Origin of the sequence: Saccharopolyspora antibiotica, assembly GCF_047200635.1 — a bacterium.
Taxonomy (GTDB): domain Bacteria; phylum Actinomycetota; class Actinomycetes; order Mycobacteriales; family Pseudonocardiaceae; genus Saccharopolyspora_C.
The window spans coordinates 1-17,981 of sequence record NZ_JBJZOI010000017.1 but is presented as its reverse complement, the minus strand read 5'-3'; the positions used below and the strand labels follow the sequence as shown (position 1 = coordinate 17,981).

General features: G+C 72.6%; 15 protein-coding genes. 5 read left to right on the top strand and 10 right to left on the bottom strand.

The features are described 5' to 3' along the window. Window positions 1-251 precede the first annotated feature (251 nt). Window positions 252-1,283, top strand: a complete 1,032-nt coding sequence (locus ACL03H_RS15515) for a 3-oxoacyl-ACP synthase III family protein (protein ID WP_412811938.1) — start codon at window positions 252-254, stop codon at window positions 1,281-1,283. Between the two features lie 271 nt (window positions 1,284-1,554). On the opposite strand, the gene ACL03H_RS15510 is transcribed toward ACL03H_RS15515, so the two are convergent. From ACL03H_RS15510 to ACL03H_RS15480, 7 genes are all read right to left on the bottom strand, one after another. Beyond that, window positions 1,555-3,237 carry a CotH kinase family protein gene (locus tag ACL03H_RS15510; RefSeq protein WP_412811937.1) on the bottom strand — a complete coding sequence of 561 codons (1,683 nt, stop codon included), beginning with the start codon at window positions 3,235-3,237 and terminating at the stop codon, window positions 1,555-1,557. 1 nt (window position 3,238) lies between these two features. Continuing rightward, on the bottom strand, window positions 3,239-3,925 hold the full coding sequence (locus ACL03H_RS15505; RefSeq protein WP_412811936.1) for a DUF4956 domain-containing protein: 687 nt from the start codon (window positions 3,923-3,925) through the stop codon (window positions 3,239-3,241). Beyond that, window positions 3,922-4,845: a polyphosphate polymerase domain-containing protein gene (locus ACL03H_RS15500; RefSeq protein WP_412811935.1), complete on the bottom strand. Its 924-nt coding sequence runs from the start codon at window positions 4,843-4,845 to the stop codon at window positions 3,922-3,924. Before ACL03H_RS15500 ends, ACL03H_RS15505 begins: the two co-directional genes overlap by 4 nt. Before the next feature lie 242 nt (window positions 4,846-5,087). After that, the gene (locus tag ACL03H_RS15495; RefSeq protein ID WP_412811934.1) at window positions 5,088-6,131 is read right to left on the bottom strand and encodes an NAD-dependent epimerase/dehydratase family protein; all 1,044 of its coding nucleotides are present in this window, start codon (window positions 6,129-6,131) and stop codon (window positions 5,088-5,090) included. Window positions 6,132-6,201: 70 nt separating this feature from the next. Next, window positions 6,202-6,816 (bottom strand): class I SAM-dependent methyltransferase, encoded by a 615-nt coding sequence (locus ACL03H_RS15490; protein ID WP_412811933.1) that lies wholly within the window; start codon window positions 6,814-6,816, stop codon window positions 6,202-6,204. Beyond that, a complete protein-coding gene (locus tag ACL03H_RS15485; RefSeq protein ID WP_412811932.1) occupies window positions 6,813-7,493 on the bottom strand; it encodes a TIGR04282 family arsenosugar biosynthesis glycosyltransferase in 681 nt (226 codons plus the stop codon). Before ACL03H_RS15485 ends, ACL03H_RS15490 begins: the two co-directional genes overlap by 4 nt. Continuing rightward, window positions 7,490-8,152 (bottom strand): glycosyltransferase family 2 protein, encoded by a 663-nt coding sequence (locus ACL03H_RS15480; RefSeq protein WP_412811931.1) that lies wholly within the window; start codon window positions 8,150-8,152, stop codon window positions 7,490-7,492. The genes ACL03H_RS15485 and ACL03H_RS15480 overlap by 4 nt, the downstream gene beginning before the upstream one ends. A 199-nt stretch (window positions 8,153-8,351) precedes the next feature. Between ACL03H_RS15480 and ACL03H_RS15475 the strand changes: the two genes are divergently transcribed. The 4 genes from ACL03H_RS15475 to ACL03H_RS15460 all read left to right on the top strand — a co-directional run bounded on the left by ACL03H_RS15475 (window position 8,352) and on the right by ACL03H_RS15460 (window position 13,589). Continuing rightward, complete coding sequence (locus tag ACL03H_RS15475) at window positions 8,352-9,602, top strand: molybdopterin-dependent oxidoreductase (RefSeq protein ID WP_412811930.1); 1,251 nt, start codon at window positions 8,352-8,354, stop codon at window positions 9,600-9,602. Window positions 9,603-9,605: 3 nt separating this feature from the next. Beyond that, a complete protein-coding gene (locus ACL03H_RS15470) occupies window positions 9,606-10,064 on the top strand; it encodes a hypothetical protein (protein ID WP_412811929.1) in 459 nt (152 codons plus the stop codon). 64 nt (window positions 10,065-10,128) lie between these two features. After that, window positions 10,129-13,353, top strand: a complete 3,225-nt coding sequence (locus ACL03H_RS15465; protein WP_412811928.1) for an arabinosyltransferase domain-containing protein — start codon at window positions 10,129-10,131, stop codon at window positions 13,351-13,353. Continuing rightward, window positions 13,350-13,589 (top strand): hypothetical protein, encoded by a 240-nt coding sequence (locus ACL03H_RS15460; protein WP_412811927.1) that lies wholly within the window; start codon window positions 13,350-13,352, stop codon window positions 13,587-13,589. Before ACL03H_RS15465 ends, ACL03H_RS15460 begins: the two co-directional genes overlap by 4 nt. 103 nt (window positions 13,590-13,692) lie before the next feature. Here the strand turns inward: ACL03H_RS15460 and ACL03H_RS15455 are convergent, their stop codons facing one another. The 3 genes from ACL03H_RS15455 to ilvD all read right to left on the bottom strand — a co-directional run bounded on the left by ACL03H_RS15455 (window position 13,693) and on the right by ilvD (window position 17,818). Beyond that, the gene (locus ACL03H_RS15455; RefSeq protein ID WP_412811926.1) at window positions 13,693-14,004 is read right to left on the bottom strand and encodes a helix-turn-helix domain-containing protein; all 312 of its coding nucleotides are present in this window, start codon (window positions 14,002-14,004) and stop codon (window positions 13,693-13,695) included. A 563-nt stretch (window positions 14,005-14,567) separates the two neighbouring features. Further along, window positions 14,568-15,503 carry a DMT family transporter gene (locus ACL03H_RS15450; protein ID WP_412811925.1) on the bottom strand — a complete coding sequence of 312 codons (936 nt, stop codon included), beginning with the start codon at window positions 15,501-15,503 and terminating at the stop codon, window positions 14,568-14,570. 446 nt (window positions 15,504-15,949) lie between these two features. Further along, on the bottom strand, window positions 15,950-17,818 hold the full coding sequence (ilvD, locus tag ACL03H_RS15445) for a dihydroxy-acid dehydratase (protein ID WP_412811924.1): 1,869 nt from the start codon (window positions 17,816-17,818) through the stop codon (window positions 15,950-15,952). Between the last annotated feature and the right edge of the window lie 163 nt (window positions 17,819-17,981).

Genomic DNA, 17,981 nt, shown 5'->3' with positions numbered 1-17,981 from the left:
GTTTCCGATTTCCAAGAGGCGCCTCTCGTCGTCTTCAGTCCGCGAGCTACCCGGGAGGATTCAGCGAAATTCAATTCTCGCGCAAACCTGTTTTTGCTGGCGGAGTAAAGCGCGGGGGAATCCCTCGCCAGCGAGTATCGGCAGGTCGCTGGCATAGTGAATGGTCAATCAAAAGTCAACCTGATGCAGTGTGGTATATACCGAAATGCTCTGCTATTATCCGGCGCGGGTTCTTTCTGGAATGCCCGAAGTTGTTGCGCGAGTTAATTACCACGTGTGTTTTTCGCGACAAAACTAGGAGATTTCCATTGGGTGTTGGAATACTGGGAACGGGTTCTCACGTACCGTCACGAGTTGTCGGCAACACCGAAGTGGGAACGCTCGCCGGCGTCGATGACGAGTGGATCCGGCGCAAGACCGGCATCCGGGAGCGGCGCTACGCCGCCGAGGACGAGGCCACCTCCGACCTCGCGGTCGCCGCGGCCCGGCGCGCGCTGGAGGACGCGGGTGCCGACGTCGCGGAGTTGTCCCTCGTGGTCGTCGCGACCTCGACGCCGGACTCCCCGCAGCCGCCGACCGCCGCGGTCGTCGCGCACCGCCTCGGCGCACCGGCTCGGGCGGCGGCGTTCGATCTCAACGCGGTCTGCAGCGGGTTCGTCTTCGCCCTGGACCTCGCTCGGCGCCACGTCGCCGAGGGCGGCCTCGCCCTGGTGATCGCCGCCGAGGTCTACTCCCGCGTCATCGACCCCGCCGACCGGCGGACGGCGGTGCTGCTCGGGGACGGCGCCGGTGCGGCGGTGCTCGGACCTGTTCCCGGCGATCGCGGCGTCCTCGGGGCGCGGCTGTCCTCCTACGGCGAGCTCGCCGGGGTCGTGCGAGTCGAGGCGGGGGGCAGCAGGGTGCCGACCAGCGCCGCGACGATCGCGGCGGGGATGCACCACTTCCGCATGGAGGGTCGCGCGGTGGTGGAGTTCGTGCGCGGCCGAGTGCCGCCCGAGGTGGAGCGGCTGCTCGCCGACGCGGAACTGGCTCCGGCCGATGTCGACCACGTGATCACGCACCAGGCCAACGGCCACCTGATCCGGGCCCTGGTCGAGGACCTCGGCCTCCCCGCGGCCCGGCTGCACACCACCGTCGAGCGCTACGGGAACACCGGGGCGGCCTCGTCGGCGATCACCCTGGACCAGGCGCGCCGCTGCTCGGATGCCCAGGCGGGGGCGATCGCGTTGCTGGTGACCTTCGGGGGCGGGATGTCGGTGGCGGTAGCCCTGCTGCGCCTCTGAGCGGCCCGCGCAGCGCGTGCTCGTCGCTCGTCGCGCACGCAGCCGCACTGGCCTCGCTGGCCGCGGCGCCACCGGGTCGGGGTCGGCACCATCCCGCCGCGGCCGATCCGGACCCGTGGTGGCTGCCCGAGCTGCGCAAGCACGTCACCGGGCCCCTCGTTCCGACTTGGTGGAGCTGGACACCGCCGCCCCCGCCCCCCTCGGCGGGCACGCCGCAGGGCGGGCCCGGCCGGGGACGCGGGTGTCGCGGTCCCCGGCCGGGCGCGTGCGGCTACCGCCCCGGTCCGCCGATGCCGACGTCCTCGCGCGGGGTCGGGCTGGTGCTGGCGATCTGCTGGGCGAGGCCGTCGCGGGCGGAGCGGGCGGCTTCGTCTCCGGCGCCCTCCGCTCGGGCGGCGACCCGGTCCACCAGGCCGGCCGCGGTGCCGCTGGTGATCAGGTCGCGGTAGAGGTCCGCGTAGGCCTGCTCGTAGGCGGCGCGGAAGTGCTCGTCGGCCAGGAAGCGTTCCTTGAGGGCGCTGCTGCCGCGAGATCCGCCACCGGAACCGTCCGGGCGGCCGCCGGGCATCCCGCCGCCCGGTGGTTCGGGCCGATCACCGCCGGTGTCGCCGGGTGCCCCACCAGCGGAATCCGGGCCCGGCGCGCCTCGGCCGGGGCCCATCCCCATGCCGGTGAACGACAGGTTGAGGTCCCAGGACAGCACGGTGAAACGACCCCGCGCGGTGTCGTACCACAGGTAGTAGTTGTTCCCGGGGCCGTCCATGGCGTCGCCGTTGGCGATCAGGTTCTGCAGAGCGAGGTACCGGGCGAACGACTCGGTGTCCACGTGCTCGTCCAACTCCGCGGCGAACTCCTCGTCGTCCGCCTCGGCGACGAACGCCAGCAGATCCAGCACCGGCTGGAGGTCGTAGCCGCCTTCGCTGTTGATCTGCTTGAACGCCTCCTCGTAGTCGGTGGGGTCGTCGCCCAGGTACTCGAAGGACCCGCCTGCCCGCGCCTTGTACAGCACGCCGTCGCCGTGCTGCTCGGCCCAGGCCGCGTCGGGCGGGTCGAGCAGCAGCCGTGGCACCGCATCGCCGCCGTTGACGCGGAACGAGGTGAGCGTGTGCGCCTGCGTCGTCTCCCCGGCGGCGGCGGTCAGCTCCAGCCCGAGGGCCTCGTTGACCGCGGTCGCGGTGCCACCCGCCTCCGGACGCAGCGTGATCTCGCTGTGGCCCTGGTAGGCGCGCCCTTCGGCGAACTCCTCGAAGCTGATGAGCCACGGGAGCGTCTCGGGCTCGTCCTCGGACAGCGACGCCATCGGACCACCGCCCCGGGGATTCTGCTGCTCGGGCGCTGCCGGATCCTCTTGTCCTGCCGCGGTGTCCTGGGCGGAGCCCTCGGGATCGCCCGCGCCGTCGGCGGGAGCTCCGGCGTCCTCCGCCGCGGTGTTCTCGCCACCAGGAGCATCGGCACCGGGAACCGCACCGCCACCGGCGAGACCTCCGGCACCCGGACCTCCACCGGGCATGGCACCCGGACCCATCCGTTCCTGCCCGCGCAGGCTCATCAGGGTGGAGTTTCCCTTGAGGCGCAGCCCCACGTCCCGCACGGCAGTTCCATCGATCGTCATGTCGGCCCGGACGAACTGCTTCTCGCCCTCCTCGCGGAAGGTGCGCATCATGTCCGCGTACTCGGCCGGATCGAACCGCACCTCGATGCTGTGCTCCCCGCCGTCGAACAGGTTCCCGGTACCGGCGATGTCCTGGGAGATGCTCTCGTGCACGACGGGCTCCGCGACGAACAGCGGGCGGACTCGGGCGTCACCGAAGACGAGCACCAGCGCGGCCACGACCGCGAGCAGAGCCGCGGGAATCTTCCAGTAGTGGCGCAGGCGAACCGGGACGCGCTGCTTCAGCCGGCGCCGGACCGTCGGGGACGCCTCGGGGACGTGCCCGTCCTGAGTGCTGGTCATGTCACATGTCCGTCTGGTCGTACCCGGTCAGCACGGTCGCCTTCTGCCCGGAGGTGACCTCGCGCAGGGCCTCGATCACCGTGCCGGGCTTGACCTTCTTCTTCAGCCGGGCGGTGTAGGCCATCTCCAGCAGGGCGCCGCCGCGCACGGTCTCGGTGCTGATCAGCTCGTACTCGTCGGTGTAGCGGATGAGGACGTCGTCGATCGCCGGGCCGCGGTCCTCGCCATCCGCCGGGACCTGCACCTTGACCACCTGGCGCTGCACGTCCAGCGCGAACCAGTTGAGGCGGTGCATCAGCAGGATCACCCCGCACACCAGCACCGTGGCGATGATCGCCAGCGTGTAGAAGCGCGTGCCGCAGGCCATGCCGATGCCCATGACGAGGAAGATGAACCCGACGTCGCGGGTCTCCTTGATGGCGTTGCGGAACCGCACCACGGACAGGGCGCCGACCAGCGCGAAGGCGCGGGCGATGTTGGACCCCACCACCAGCATGATCAACGAAATGATCATGCCCAGGATGATCAGGGTGTGCACGTAGCTCTGGCTGTAGGAGATGTTGCGGTGGCTGGCGCGGTAGGTCCAGGCGACCACGAGGCTGCACGCGAACGCCAGCAGGAGCGCGATCGCCACGTCCAGGACGCTGAACGTGCCGGACAGGTCGGTGAATCCGAAGTCGAGGTTCATGAGAGCGAATCACGTTCTTTCTGCGGGGATTCCGGCCGGCGGGACGATTCGGCGACGACGTCCTCGCCGGGCACGTGGAAGATCGAGCGCGGCGCCAGTCCGTGCGCCTCCACGGACTGGCAGTACTTGGAGATCCGCTGGATCTGCAGGCCGTGGCGGGCGGCCAGGTCGGTGATCCAGTACGGGGCGCGTTCGTTGGCCTTGACCTCCAGCACCGCGTGGTGCGGGCTGATGATGTAGCGGTTCTCGGCCTCGGCGTTCAGGTCGAAGTCGCGGTCGCGCCCGCGGACGCGGTGGTCCATCGTCACCCGCAGCCCCAGGTCGGCACCGACACCCGTGTAGGCCTCGCGCCGGTACCCGGTCATCGCGATCGGCCGCAGGTCCAGCCGGATGATCAGATCCAGGACCTCGTCCACGAAGACCTGGTCGGCGCCCGGGTGCTCGACCCGCTCCCGGTGATCGCACAGTTGGCGCGCCACGTAGTAGGGCAGCATGACGCGGCGCTTCTGCGTCACCCGGTTCACCCGCTGCTTGATCTCCACCGAGACGGGCGCGTGCTCGGAAACCTCGCCGTAGCGGCGAATCCGCAGCTTCCGGCGGAACTTCAAACCTTCGATCTTCTCGTAGTAGAAGCGCAGCCGACCGGTGTCGTAGTACAGGCTCCACACGTCGTATCCGCGCGGACCCGAGTGGTGGTCCGCCTCCATGCGAGCGGTGATCTCGGCTCGGATCTCGGCCACCTGCGCCGCCGGGACCAGGTACTTCAGCTCGTAGCGGTTGAACGCGTGCAGCTTGCCCGGTGCGCGAAGCCGGCTCCCCGCCTCGCGGATTTCGGGAACCGGCTCCGGGGGTGGTTCGTCGGGTCTGGTGCGGGCTCGGCGCCGAGGGAACAGCGCGTTGCCTCGCCTGGAAAGAAGCATGATCGGAAAACTAGTCGAACAATTCGTGAATTCCTGGGAAGTCTCCTGGGAGAAGCCTGGGAGTCCGGCGGGCGACCGGGCGCCTCCGCCCCGACGCTCACGCTCGCCCGCCGAACAGTCCACTTCGGACGACGATCATCGCGAGAAGGCCCGGCGGGCTCGTTCGCGACGTCCGCCTGCTCACCGCTCTCGGGCGCGGACGGCCGAAGTCGCGTGGCGGAGCTCGCCCGGCGCGGTGGGCATCACGCCCGGAGCGGGGCGGTGGCGAACTCCTTCATGCCGACGCCGAACGCGATCTCGGCGGTGAACCCGAGCTCGTTCGCGGCGCGTGCCGGGTCGGCGACGATGTGCCGCACGTCGCCGAGCCGGTAGCGGCCGCTGACCCGGGGTTCCGGCCCGCCGTGGGCCGCGGCCAGCGCGGTGGCCATCTCGCCGATCGTGTGCGGAACCCCGGAGCACACGTTGTAAGCCCGGAACCCGGTCCGGTCCTGCTCGGCGGCCAGCGCGTTCGCCGCGGCGACGTCCGCGACGTGCACGAAGTCGCGGGTCTGCGCGCCGTCCTCGAACACCACCGGCGCTTCGCCGCGGGCGAGGCTGGAGCGGAACAGCGAGGCGACCCCCGCGTAAGGCGTGTTCCGCGGCATCCGCGGCCCGTAGACGTTGTGATAGCGCAACGCGACCGCGGACGCGCCGGTGTCCCGCGCCCACAGCGCGGCGAGGTTCTCCTGCGCGAGCTTGGTGGCCGCGTAGGTGCTGCGCGGATTCATCGGCGCGTCCTCGGGCACGGTTCCGCGCACCAGCGCTTCGTCGCACCGCGGGCAACGCGGCTCGAACATCCCGGCCTCCAGGTCCTCCGGCCGCCGCGGCTCGGGCCGCACCACGTCGTGCCGCTCGCAGTGGTAGCGGCCCTCGCCGTAGACGACCATCGAGCTCGCCAGCACCAGCTGGTGCACGCCGTGCTCGGCCATCGCCGCCAGCAGGTTCGCGGTGGCGAGTTCGTTGTGCGCCACGTAATCGGGCATGTCGGACATCCCCGTCTCCAGTCCCACCATCGCGGCGTGGTGGAACACCGCGTCCACCCCGCGCACCACGTGGTCCGCGATGTCGGGATCGCGGAGGTCCGCGACGGTCAAGCCGTGCCCGCGCAGGTGTTCGGGGATGGTGCGCGTCGGGTGCGCTTGCGGGAGCAGCGCGTCGACCAGCAGCACTTCGTGTCCGTCGTTGCTGAGCCGGTCGGCGACGTGCGAGCCGATGAAGCCCGCACCGCCCGTGACCAGTACCCGCATGTTCGATCCTCTCGACGACGATTCGGTTCCCGGGCGGTCCTGAAGTCCGCCCGCGGCCACGGCACCGCGCTCAGGCCGCGCCGGCCAGCACGAGCTCGGCAACCCTGCGCCGCCCGTGCTGGGCGTGCCACCGCACCCGCAGCCGCGCCGCCGCCGCGAGCTCGTGCAACACGTCGGTGCCGACCCGTGCCCACGGGAACCACGTTCCGCCCGGGAGCCGGGCGCGCCCCGCGCACAGCCCCACGCCCGGCGGGTGCGCCTCGACCAGGACGCTCCCGGTGTCGGTGATCAGCTCCGTCGCGCGGCGCAGCAGCGCACGCGGATCCCCGCCGATGCCGAGGTTCCCGTCGAGCAGCAGCACGTGCTGCCAGCCGCCCTCACCGGGCAGCGGGTCGAACACATCACCGTGGAAGGCGTGCCCGCCGCGCAGCATGGTCCGGCACACCGCCGCAGCGGAGACGTCCACCCCCAGCGCGGTGCGGCCGCGCCGCACCAGCCCGCGCGTCATCCGTCCCGGTCCGCATCCGACGTCCAGCGTCGCGCCGCGACATCGGCTCAGGACCAGCTCGTCGGCCGGTTCCAGCTCGTTCGACCACCGTCGCGGGTGCAGCAGTTCGGGCGGGCCGTGGTCCATCTCCAGCCAGCAGATCTCGGTGTCGTACACCGCGTCGAACGCCGCCGTCATCGCCCGCGCTCCACCGGGACGGCGGCGACGGCCGCGGCGAACCGCGAAGCGGGGACGGTGGCGGCCACCGACGCGGCATCGGCCATGGTGTCCACATCGGACAACGTGGGGAGAGGTTCGACGCGCAGTCCGCGGGAGCGCAGTGCCTCCACCGTGCGCGCACCGGTCTCGGCGGTGGACATCGGGACCTCCAGCAGCGCCTCCGCGTGCCGCGCCCGGAGAACCCCGAGGGCCCACCAGCCGCCGTCCTCGGCCGCGCCGAGCACGGCGTCCGGAGGCGCGGCCCCGCCGAGCCTGTCCAGGGACCGGGCGAGGATCCGAGGGGTGAGCTGCGGCGTGTCCATCCCGATCTGCAGGATCGGCTCGCCCGGATGCAGCGCGCCGGTGTCCGCGTGCGCGGCGACGAGGCGCTCGGCGAACCCGTCTCCTCGCTGCTCGACGACCTGCACCCGAGCCAGCGCGGCCCGGACCTCCTCCACCCGGGCCGCGGCCGCGGTCTCACCGGTCCAGGCGACCACCGTGGGCAGGCCGGTTCCAGCGGCCGCGTCCAGGGTGTCCAGCAACCCGGCCGCCGCGATCGACGCGGCCTGCTCCGCCGAGGCCGGCGGCGTGAGCCGGGTCTTCGCCCGCCGCGGCACCGGCGCCTTCGCGACGACGAGCAGCACACCGCGGCTCATCGCAGCACCCGCGCCATGTCGCGCACCGCCCGCGCGGTGCCGCGCACCGAGCCGGTCACCTTGGAGCGCGTTCCGGCGGCGCGCGGATAGTAGTCGACCGGAACCTCCTGCACCCGCCAGCCGGACCGGGCTGCGCGCACCAACAACTCCAGCGGGTAGCCGAAACCGCGATCGGTGACACCCAGGTCCAGCAACCGTTGACGCCAGGCCACTCGCAGCGGTGCGAGGTCGCGCACCGGCAGCCCCTGCCTGCGCAGCATCCCGGCGAGCGCGGCGTTGCCCAGCCGCGCGTGCCACGGGAAGGCTCCCCGCTCGGCCGCGACCCGGCGGCCCACCACGAGATCCGCGTCGCCACCCACCAGCAGGTCCACCAGCCGCGGCAGCTGTTCCAAGCGCATCGAACCGTCGGCGTCCACGAAGACGACCACGTCGGCACCGGAGTGCTCCAGACCGGCGTGCACGGCGGCGCCGTAACCGGGGCGCGCTTCGGAAATCACGGTCGCACCGTGCGCGGCGGCCACCTCGGCGGTGCCGTCGGTGGAACCGTTGTCCACCACGAGCGCTCGGTAGCCGTGCGCGACCGGCAGGCCGGCGAGCACTCCGGGGAGCGCGGCCTCCTCGTCCCGGCACGGCAGGATCACATCGACGCTGGTGGTCATCGCACCGTCCTCAACTGCGGTCCTCCTCGGGGGGACGTGTTACGTTCGGAGCTCCGGGCTCCTCGTTGCGCATACTGCCTCTCCGCGCGGGATTCGGTGCTACCCGGTCGGCGGATTGGTCTCGGTTCCACCTTTTTCGGTGGACCGGACGAGAGCTCCGCTCGCGGGGCACCGCGGGCGACGTGGTGGGGGGTTCGCAGTGCACTTCGGACGGCGGCCCGACGAGGGGGCGAGCAGCTGGGACCGGTTCCGGCCGCCCGGTTTCGGGCGCTCCCGGGTGTGGCGCAGCCCGCTGCGCGGCACCCGGCTGACGTCCGTGCTCGGGATGGTGCTGCTCGTCGCGCTGCCGATCGTCGTCGGCACCGGACTGCTGTCCTACGTCGCCTACGGGCCCCGGTTCGGGCAAGCGATGCCCGCGGAGGTCGGATGGCTGCGGCCGCCGCTGTTCGACTGGCCCACCCGGCCGTCCTGGCTGTACCGGCTGAACCAGGGCACGCACGTCCTGCTCGGACTGATGCTGGTGCCGGTGGTGCTGGCGAAGTTGTGGTCGGTGATCCCGAAGCTGTTCGCCTGGCCACCGGTGACCTCTCCGGCCCGCGCACTGGAGCGGCTGTCGTTGCTGCTGCTCGTGGGCAGCGTGGTGTTCGAGATGGTGACCGGCGTGCTGAACGTGCAGTACTACTACGCCTTCCCGTTCAGCTTCTACACCGCGCACTACTGGGGAGCGTGGGTGTTCATCGGATCCTTCGCCGCGCACGTGGCGCTCAAGCTGCCCGCGGCGGTGCGGGCGCTGCGCCGCCGGGGCGGGGACGATGACCTCGCACCGCGCCGGCCCGCGCCTGCCACGATGAGCAGGCGCGGCCTCCTGGCCACCATCGCCGGGGGTTCGGCGCTGATCGGTCTGGTCACGGTGGGCCAGACCATCGACGGTCCTGCCCGGCGGACCGCGCTGCTGTCCCCGCGCTACCGGGACGGGCCCGGGCCGAACGGTTTCCAGGTCAACCGCACGGCCGCCGCCGCGGGCGTCGCCGCCGCGAGCACCGGACCGGACTGGCGGCTGCGGCTGCTGGGCGGTGCCGATCCGGTCGAGCTCGACCGCGGCCAGCTGCTCGCCCTGCCGCAGCGCACCGCGGACCTGCCGATCGCCTGCGTCGAGGGCTGGTCGACCACCCAGCGCTGGACCGGGGTGCCGCTGGCCGAGCTCGCCCGGCTCGCCGGCGTGCCCGAGCCCGATTCGGCCCACGTGCGCTCCCTGGAAACCGGGGGCGCGTTCGCGGCGGCGACCCTGCACGCCGGCCAGGTGCTCGACCCGGACGCGCTGCTCGCGCTGCGGGTCAACGGAGTGGACCTGAGCGCGGATCACGGCTTCCCGGCCCGGGTGATCGTGCCCGCGTTGCCCGGGGTGCACAACACCAAGTGGGTCGCTTCGATCGCGTTCCGCAGGAGGTGAACCGTGCGTCGCTCGGCCCGCCTGCTCGGCACCGACCCGTTCCGGTTCCTGGTGCTGCTGGGCAGCTTCGCGCTCGCCTGGTACGTCTTCCTGCGCGTGCGGGACCAGCCGGAGCTCCCGGCGCTGCTGCTGTGGTTCTTCGGCGCCGTCGTGGCGCACGACGCGGTGCTGCTGCCGCTGTACTCGCTCGGCGACCGGGCGCTGACCGGGATCTTCCGCCACCGGTCCCCGGCCGCGGTGAACCACGTGCGGCTCCCCGCGCTGGGCAGCGGACTGCTGTTCCTGATGTTCTTCCCCGGGATCCTCGGGCTCGGCGCCGCCGACCACGCGGCCGCGACCGGCCAGGACCAGCAGCCGTACCTGGGCAACTGGTTGCTGGTGACGGCGGTCCTGTTCGGCCTCAGCGTCGGCTGGTGGGTGGTGCGGGTGTTGCTGTCGCGGGCGCGGTGTCCGGGAAGATGAGGGCCGTCGGGGCCCGCGGCGGCTCCGAACCACCGAACGCACAGGACCTCGCAGGAAGGACGCCGTGATCGCCACCGGGGGAGAGGAGCGTCGGGTCCCCGCGCTCACGAAGATCGCCCTGCTCGTCGGGGGCCTCGGCGTGCTCGCCGCGCTCGCGCTCCCGTTCGCGCCGGTCGACGCCGAGCGCACCACCGTGACCTGGCCGCGCGCCGGGCGTCCCGTCGAGTCCACCACCGCGCTGTTCGTGCCCTACCGGCCGGAGCACGTGCGGGTCGAGGTCCCGTGCGAGGCCGTGCGGGCCGGGTTGGCGCGGGACGGCGCCACCACGCTGGTCAGCAGTGCGCTGCCCGGCAAGCCCGCGGAGGGCTTCGCGATGTCCGCGGTGGACGGCTCGGTGGCGGTGCTCGTCGGTGGTGCGCAGGTCTACCGTGGACCGGTCGCCGCGAGCGGCTGCGGGTTGTCCCTCGACGCCGGTGCGCGCGGCAGCACGCTGCGGGTCGGTGCGGAGACGATCGATCTCCCCGACGCGCAGGTCCGCGAGGTGTTCGCCTTCACCACCGACCTGAACCCGGCGGAGGCCGAGGGGATGGGCGTGACCGCGCGGACCGCGAACTGGTTCGAGAGCACGCCGAGCACCGGGAAGATCGCGCTGATCGGGGTGGCGGTCGCCGCGATGCTCTCGTCGCTGGTGCTGCTCGTGATCGGCGACCGGCGCCGGCGGTGCGCGGTGGAGCGTTCCGGTGGCGGCTCCGCCGATGCGAGGCGGGGCGGAGCCGACGAGCCCGGCGATGAGTGCTCCACTTCGGGCAGGACCACCGCGCGGCACCTCGACGCCGACCGGGACGGGCCCGAGCGCCCGGATTCCGGTCCGGATCCCGCCCGCGCCGGGAACGCCCGCCGCGCGGCCCGCTCGACCCTGCTCGTCGACCTCGGCGTTCTCGTGATCTTCGCGGCCTGGCTCGTGCTCGGCCCGCTGAGCCCGGACGACTCGTTCACCGAGGGCATCGTCCGCAACGCGCTGCGCACCGGCGACTTCACCAACTACTACCGCTGGGAGAACTCCTCGGAAGCGCCGTTCACCCTGGTGCTGAACCTGCTCAGCCCGCTGGTGGCGCTGCACGCCTCGCCGCTGCTGCTGCGGGTGCCGAGCGTGGTCGCCGGACTGCTCACCTGGCTGCTGCTCAGCCGCGGTGTCCTCCCCGTGGTGCTGCCCGAGCACGCGCGCCGTCTCGGCACCAGGGCGCTGCTGGCCGGGGCGCTGCTCGTGTGGTGGCTGCCGTTCGACCTCGGCGTGCGCCCGGAACCGTTCATCGCGCTCGGCACCACCGCGGTGCTCACCTGCGTGCTGCGCGCCACCTCGGGGCCAGGCGGGGCGAGCGTCCTGCTGCTCGGGATCGGTGCGCTGGCCGGGGGGCTCACCGTGGCCGTCAACCCGGTGGGCGTGACCGCGGCGGCGCCGGTGCTGCTGCTGGCGCCGCGCGTCCTGCGCGGACTGCGGGCGCGGGACGAGCCGCCGTGGGGCTGGTGCGCGTTGGGCGCCTGCCTGGCCTCCGCGGCGCTGGTGGCCATGTTCGCGGACCAGTCGTGGTTCGGTGCGCAGCAGGCCACCGCGCTGCATCGGTTCTACGGGCCGAACGTCGGTTGGTTCCAGGAGATCCGCCGCTACCAGTACCTCCTGGGTTTCGGCGACTACCAGGGCGGTCTGGCGCGACGTCTTCCGGTGCTGCTCACGTTCGCGGTGGCGGCGTGCGCCACGTTGCTGGTGGTGCGCGGAGCCCGTCGGCTGCCCGGGATGCGGCTGGTGCCGCTGCCGCTGGGCTGCCTGGGAATCGGGCTTGCGCTGCTGTGGTTGACGCCGTCGAAGTGGACGCACTACTTCGGCGCCCTCGCCGGGTTCGGCGCGGTGGCGCTCACCGCCGCGATCGTGCTGCTCGGCACGTGCGCGCGGGAGTGGGCCGCGCGCCGGGAGGTGCTGCTCGTCGGTGGTATCGGCACCGTCGCCGCGATCGCGGCCGCGTGCCTGGCGTTCTCCGGCACGAACACCTACTTCCTGCACTCGCACTTCGGGGTCCCGCGCGACGAGCTGCCGCTGTGGCCGTTGAACGGCCCCCTCCCGTGGGTGCTGCTCGTCGCCGCGCTGCTCGGCGGCGCGCTGCTGCCGCGCTTCGGCGGCCGGGCCGGGGCCCGGCGGATGCTCGCCCGGATGCCCGCGGTGGTGGCCACCGCGGCCGTCGGGGCCGGCGTGCTGGTCCTGCTGGTCTCGTTCGCGGCGGCCCCGATCGCGCGGGCGGGCGGTTACTCGGTCGGTGGGCAGCTGGTGGACGAGTTGTCCGGGACTGGCTGCGGCATCATCGACGACGTCGTGATCAACGCCGACGCCCCGGACGGGGTGCTGGCGCGCGCGGAGGGCGTCGACGAGCTCACCGGCTTCACCGACGGGGGCGGCGCGAGCCCCGCGCCCGCGGGTTCCGGGCCGCAGCGGTGGGGGAGCCTGGCCGGTGGTCCGATCGCCACCGGCTCGCTGCGCAGCGGGTGGTTCGCCGCCCCGCGGATCGGGCCGGACCAGCGGATCGCCGTGTCGGCCGCCGGACGCACCGGGGACGGCAACCGGCTGGCGCTCGAGTTCGCCCGGTCCACCGCGGACGGGCCGCCCAGGCCGCTCGGCACCCGAGTGCTCGACGATTCCGGCGATGAGCGGGACAAGCGCCCGATCTACCCGGCCGACCGGCAGATCGAGCAGCGCCCGCAGGTGCGTCCCGGCTGGCGGACGCTCATCGCCGACCAGGTCCCGCCCGACGCCGACCGCGTCCGCGTCGTCGCCGAGGACGCGACGGGCGACGAGGCCGGCTGGCTCGCGGTGACCGGGCCGCGGCTGCTGGACGTGGTTCCGCTGCGAGCCTTCCTCGACGGGCGGCAGGACGTCTACGTGGACTGGTCGATGACCTGGGTGGCGCCGTGCCTGCGCGACGTGCCGCGGGTCGGTGGCGGGCTCGCCGAGGCGCCGACCGCGCTGCTGAACCCCCCGGCGTCGCTCGGCTTCGACGGGACGGCGGCCTACAACCGGGACATCGGTGGCAGCTTCGCCGGAGTGGACGAGGTCGGCCGCCGGACCCCGATCCCGACCGAGCTGCGCGGGGAACGCGATCCGCGCTACGCGGACTGGGGGCAGGTCAGCACGATCACCTACCCGATCGCCCGCGACGCCTACGACACCCGCACCACCCGGGAGACCCGCTGGGGCTGGCAGGGCGAGGGATTCACCATCACCGGACCGCTCAGCACCAGATGACCGACCGCGGGGGGATCCTCAACGCGGAGGCCTCGCGCTCCGTCACCGACGTCTCCGGGCCGATGATCATCGCGATCGGCGCGCGCGTCAGCGGCGTGTCCCTGCTCGACATCGTCCGCAACGCCGTGGCCGCCTCGACCCTCGTCGCCACCGCCCGCGAGGCCCGCCCGGCTCTCCGCCCGCGGCGGCAGCGAGTCCGCACACCGCGAGCGATCCGCCCGCCTCGTCGCACCTGAAGGGAATCGACGTCCGGTGGTGCGTCCGCACGCGGCGGGGGCGGGGCGGTCCCGCGACCCGGCCCGCTCCGTGCCGCGCGGTCGCTGTCGCTCCGGCGGGCGCTCAGTCCCGATCGTCGGCGGACTCGGCGGTCACTTCCGCCAGCTCGTCCTCCAGGGCGATGATGCGGCAGGCTCCCCACACCGGCATCCCCTGGTCGACCAGCTCCCGGACCCGCGCGGCCCGCCGCAGCTGAGCTCGCGAGTACCTGCGGTGGCCGCCACCGGAGCGTGCGGGCACCAGCGATCCCGACTCCTCCAGCGACCGCAGGAACGGCTGGGTGACTCCCAGCATCTCCGCGGCTCGGCCCATGGTGTAAGCCGGGTAGTCGGCGTCGTCGAACTTCTCCTCGATCTCGGTCCGACCTTCGTCCACTCGTTCTCCCGTCCCCTCCCGAACGAGGCCCCCGGCGCACGCGCGGTGCACCGGGGGCCGGAGGGAGATAGTTCTGTCAGTTACCACTGCCGCTCATCCACCACGAACCAGAGGATGACGCGACGCCGGGTCCTGCGATACGACGCCTCCCTTCACGCTCGCCTGCGGATGCTCTTTCCTTGCTCCCCGGGGGGCCACCCTGCTTGCCCGGCCCGGGGCTGATCGTTGCGCTCACTTCGCCGATTCTTCGATGATGGCGCTGCGGTGACGTCCCGTGCTGTTGCAGCAATCCTAACGTCGACCGGACGACATGTCTACATTCGCCGGTGCAGGTTTTTCGTCGCGGAGCGGACCCGGGTGGCGTTCGGGGCCGACGCCGAAGAGCTGACGCCGGTGTCGGCGTCGGCCCAGGAGGTGCGGGCTCACGGCCCGGGCCGGTTCGGCGACTTCGCCGCGGTCGCCCGCGCCCACTCCCGCTCGCCGAGGTCCACCCGGGGGTGCGCGGGGCCGCGAGATCGTGATCTCCGGGGGAGACCGCGACGTCGGACCCGCGCACGCGGGGATCAGGATTCGCGGGGCTTCAGCGAGACCCGGTTGGCCACCGCGACCGACGCGAGCACGAGCCCCATGCCGCAGACCTCCGGGGCGGAGGGCACCTCGGCGAGGACGACAAGGCTCAGGAGCACGGCCACGACCGGCTGGGTCAGCAGCAGCGCCGCGGTCTGGTTCGCGGGCAGGTGCGGGGAGCCGGAGTTGATGAGCAGCCAGGAGAGCACCTGGCCCAGCAGGGCGAGGCCGATCAGCGCCAGCCACGAGGTGAGCGGGATGGACCCGAGGTGGATTCCGCCGCTGAGCGGGGAGAGCGCGGCCGAGGTGACCGCCGCGCTCGCCGTGGCGAAGGCCAGCGGGACCACGGCCGGGCCGGGTTCAGCGCGGCCCTGTCGTCGTGTCAGGTACAGGTAGAGCGCGTACGCGACACCGGCCAGGACGCCGAACGCGGTTCCGCGCAGCGCGTTCGGGGAAGCGGTTCCGCTTTCGAGCACGCCGCTGATGAGCACGATCCCGGCGAGCATCACGGGGCAGGCCAGCACGAACCGCCTGCTCGGTCGTTCCCGGTCGATGAGCAGGACCAAGGTCGGGAGCACCACGACCTGCACGTTGATCAGCACCGTGGAGATCCCAGCGCCCACGTCGAAGATGCTGCGCGTCCACATCATGTAGTCGATCCCCAGCGCCGCACCGGCGACGAGCGCGACCACGACCCCGCGCTGGGACAGGGCACCGCGCCTCCGGTGTTCCCGCCACGCCAGGGGCGTCAGCACCAGGACCGCGATGGCGCAGCGCAGGAACGCCGACGTCGCCGGATCAACCGCCGCCACCTTCACCAGCACGGCCGATGCGGACAGGCATCCGGCCCCGGCGAGCACGAGCAGCACTGCCTCTCGGCGCCCGCGTCCCGGAACGGGCAGCATCGTGCCGGAGGTCGTGTCGGTCGCCATCCGCCCAGCATGAACGCCGGGATTCCGGCGGGTCCAGGTGGTCTTCGCGGCGAGTGCTGTCGCTGACCGCGAGCCGACCTGCTGGGCGCCACCAGCTCGCGGGCGGAATCTCAGCGAGCGGCGACGTCGGGGAGGGCGCCCGCTGCCGCGCGGGAGCGGGCGGCGCAGGCGGGGTCGTCGCGGACCGTCGTCCGGTGGGCGGCGCCGTCGACGAGCACCACCGGCGGTGTCGAGCACGTCCGGCCCGGCGGCGCCGATCTCGCGCGGCAGGTCAGCGACGTCGGCTGCGGCGCTTCTTCCGCGGCCGGGCGCGGGCGGGCACCGGGCTGTCCGGGGGAACTCGGCGACGTCGTCGAGGGACTGCCGGTCGCGGAGCACCCGCCACCGGCCGGTGCGGTGACCAGCTCACCGCACCGCCGGGTTCGGGCGGCCCGGGGGAGCGGACCTCACGGGCGGTCGGTGAACGCCGCGTCCAGGTCCCGCATCGCACCGGTTGAGGCCGAGGTCGCGAGCGCGGCGTACACGCGCAGCGCTTCGCTGACGGGGCGGACCCGCTCGGCCGGGCGGAAACCTCCGAGTCGCTCGCGCACTTCAGCGCGCCGGCGGAGGAGCTCGGCGTCGGGCACGTCGACCGAGACCGAGCGGCCCGGGATGTCGATGGTGATCAGGTCACCGTCGCGAACCAGGCCGATCGTCCCGCCCGCGGCCGCTTCCGGGGACACGTGGCCGATCGAGAGCCCGGCGGAGCCTCCGGAGAACCGGCCGTCGGTGATCAAGGCGCAGGCGGTGTCCAGGCCGCGGCCCTTGAGGAACGACGTGGGCTGCAACATCTCCTGCATCCCGGGGCCGCCTCGTGGTCCCTCGTAGCGGACCACGATGACGTCACCGGGCGCGACCTCGTCGCCGAGGATGCCCGCGGCGCACTCCTCCTGGCTCTCGAACACCTTCGCCGGGCCGGTGAACCGCATCATCGAGGCCGCGACGCCAGCGGTCTTGACCACGCAGCCGTCGAGAGCCAGGTTCCCGAACAGCACCGCCAGCCCGCCATCGGCCGAGTAGGCGTGCTCTCGCGAGCGGATGCAGCCCGCTTCCCGGTCGGTGTCGAGCTCCGCGTACCGCTTCGTCGAGCTGAACGGGGCGATGGTGCGCACTCCGCCCGGCGCGGCGCGGAAGAACTGGAGCTTCTCCGGCGCGACCGCGGGCGAGCGGATGTTCCAGGCGTCGAGCTGCTCACCCGTGGTGGCGCCGCTGATGGTCGGGAGCGACCGGTCGATCAGCCCGGCCGCGTCCAGCTCGGCGAGGAGGGCCTGGATTCCTCCCGCCCGGTGCACGTCCTCCACGTGGTAGCGACTGCTCGGCGCGACCTTGCAGAGGTTGGGCACCGAGCGCGACAGCTCGTCGATGTCCCGCAGCGCGAAGTCGACCCCGCCTTCGCGGGCAGCGGCCAGGATGTGCAGGATCGTGTTGGTGGATCCGCCCATCGCGAGGTCGAGGGCCATCGCGTTGCGGAAGCCCGCTTCGGACGCGATCGCGCGAGGCAGCGCGGTCTCGTCGTCGTGGTCGTAGAAGCGGCGGACCAGTTCCATCGCGGTGCGGCCGGCATCGGCGTAGAGGGCGCGCCGGTCGGCGTGCGTGGCCAGGAGCGTCCCGTTGCCCGGCAGGCCCAGGCCCATCGCCTCGACCAGGCAGTTCATCGAGTTCGCCGTGAACATGCCCGAGCACGAACCGCAGGTGGGGCACGCGCTGTCCTCAACGGCGGCGAGCTCGTCGTCGGAGAGCTGCTGGTCGGCTGATGCGGAGAACGCGCTGACCAGGTCCAGGTCCTGGGTGCGCAACCGCTCCGGGATCGCGGCCGGGGGGCGACCGGCTTCCATCGGCCCGCCGGAGACGAACGCGGTGGGGATGTTGAGCCGCAGGGCCGCCATCAACATGCCCGGCGTGATCTTGTCGCAGTTGGAGATGCACACCAGCGCGTCGGCGCAGTGGGCGTTCGTCATGTACTCGACGGAGTCCGCGATCAGCTCGCGGCTCGGCAGGGAGTACAGCATCCCCAGATGGCCGTTGGCGATGCCGTCGTCGACGGCGATCGTGCTGAACTCCCGCGGCACGCCGCCGTGGGCGACCACCGCCTCGGCGACGATCTCGGCCACCTGGTTCAGGTGCACGTGCCCCGGCACGAACTGCGTGTAGCTGTTGGCGACAGCCACGATCGGCTTGCCGAGATCACGCCGCTTCACCCCGGCCGCCATCAGCAGGGATCGCGCTCCGGACATGGATCGGACACCGGTGATCGTCGCTGATCGAAGTGTTCCCATCTCGGCAGCGTATCAGTCAAACGACCGTTTCAGGAGCGCGACAATGAACGATTGACTCTCAAGCTGTTATTGAAATGAACATGTGTCCAGCGTTCAGGGGAGTGGCGCGCGGGTCCGCCGGCTCAGCTGATCGGCCGGCCAGGGGCTTCCAGCTGCCGGTGCA

Excerpts from the sequence above, each read along its gene's own strand:
- ACL03H_RS15510 (WP_412811937.1), bottom strand. The coding sequence starts at position 3,237 with ATGACCAGCACTCAGGACGGGCACGTCCCCGAGGCGTCCCCGACGGTC.
- ACL03H_RS15505 (WP_412811936.1), bottom strand. The coding sequence starts at position 3,925 with ATGAACCTCGACTTCGGATTCACCGACCTGTCCGGCACGTTCAGCGTC.
- ACL03H_RS15500 (WP_412811935.1), bottom strand. The coding sequence starts at position 4,845 with ATGCTTCTTTCCAGGCGAGGCAACGCGCTGTTCCCTCGGCGCCGAGCC.
- ACL03H_RS15495 (WP_412811934.1), bottom strand. The coding sequence starts at position 6,131 with ATGCGGGTACTGGTCACGGGCGGTGCGGGCTTCATCGGCTCGCACGTC.
- ACL03H_RS15490 (WP_412811933.1), bottom strand. The coding sequence starts at position 6,816 with ATGACGGCGGCGTTCGACGCGGTGTACGACACCGAGATCTGCTGGCTG.
- ACL03H_RS15485 (WP_412811932.1), bottom strand. The coding sequence starts at position 7,493 with ATGAGCCGCGGTGTGCTGCTCGTCGTCGCGAAGGCGCCGGTGCCGCGG.
- ACL03H_RS15480 (WP_412811931.1), bottom strand. The coding sequence starts at position 8,152 with ATGACCACCAGCGTCGATGTGATCCTGCCGTGCCGGGACGAGGAGGCC.
- ACL03H_RS15460 (WP_412811927.1), top strand. The coding sequence starts at position 13,350 with ATGACCGACCGCGGGGGGATCCTCAACGCGGAGGCCTCGCGCTCCGTC.
- ACL03H_RS15450 (WP_412811925.1), bottom strand. The coding sequence starts at position 15,503 with ATGGCGACCGACACGACCTCCGGCACGATGCTGCCCGTTCCGGGACGC.
- ilvD (WP_412811924.1), bottom strand. The coding sequence starts at position 17,818 with ATGGGAACACTTCGATCAGCGACGATCACCGGTGTCCGATCCATGTCC.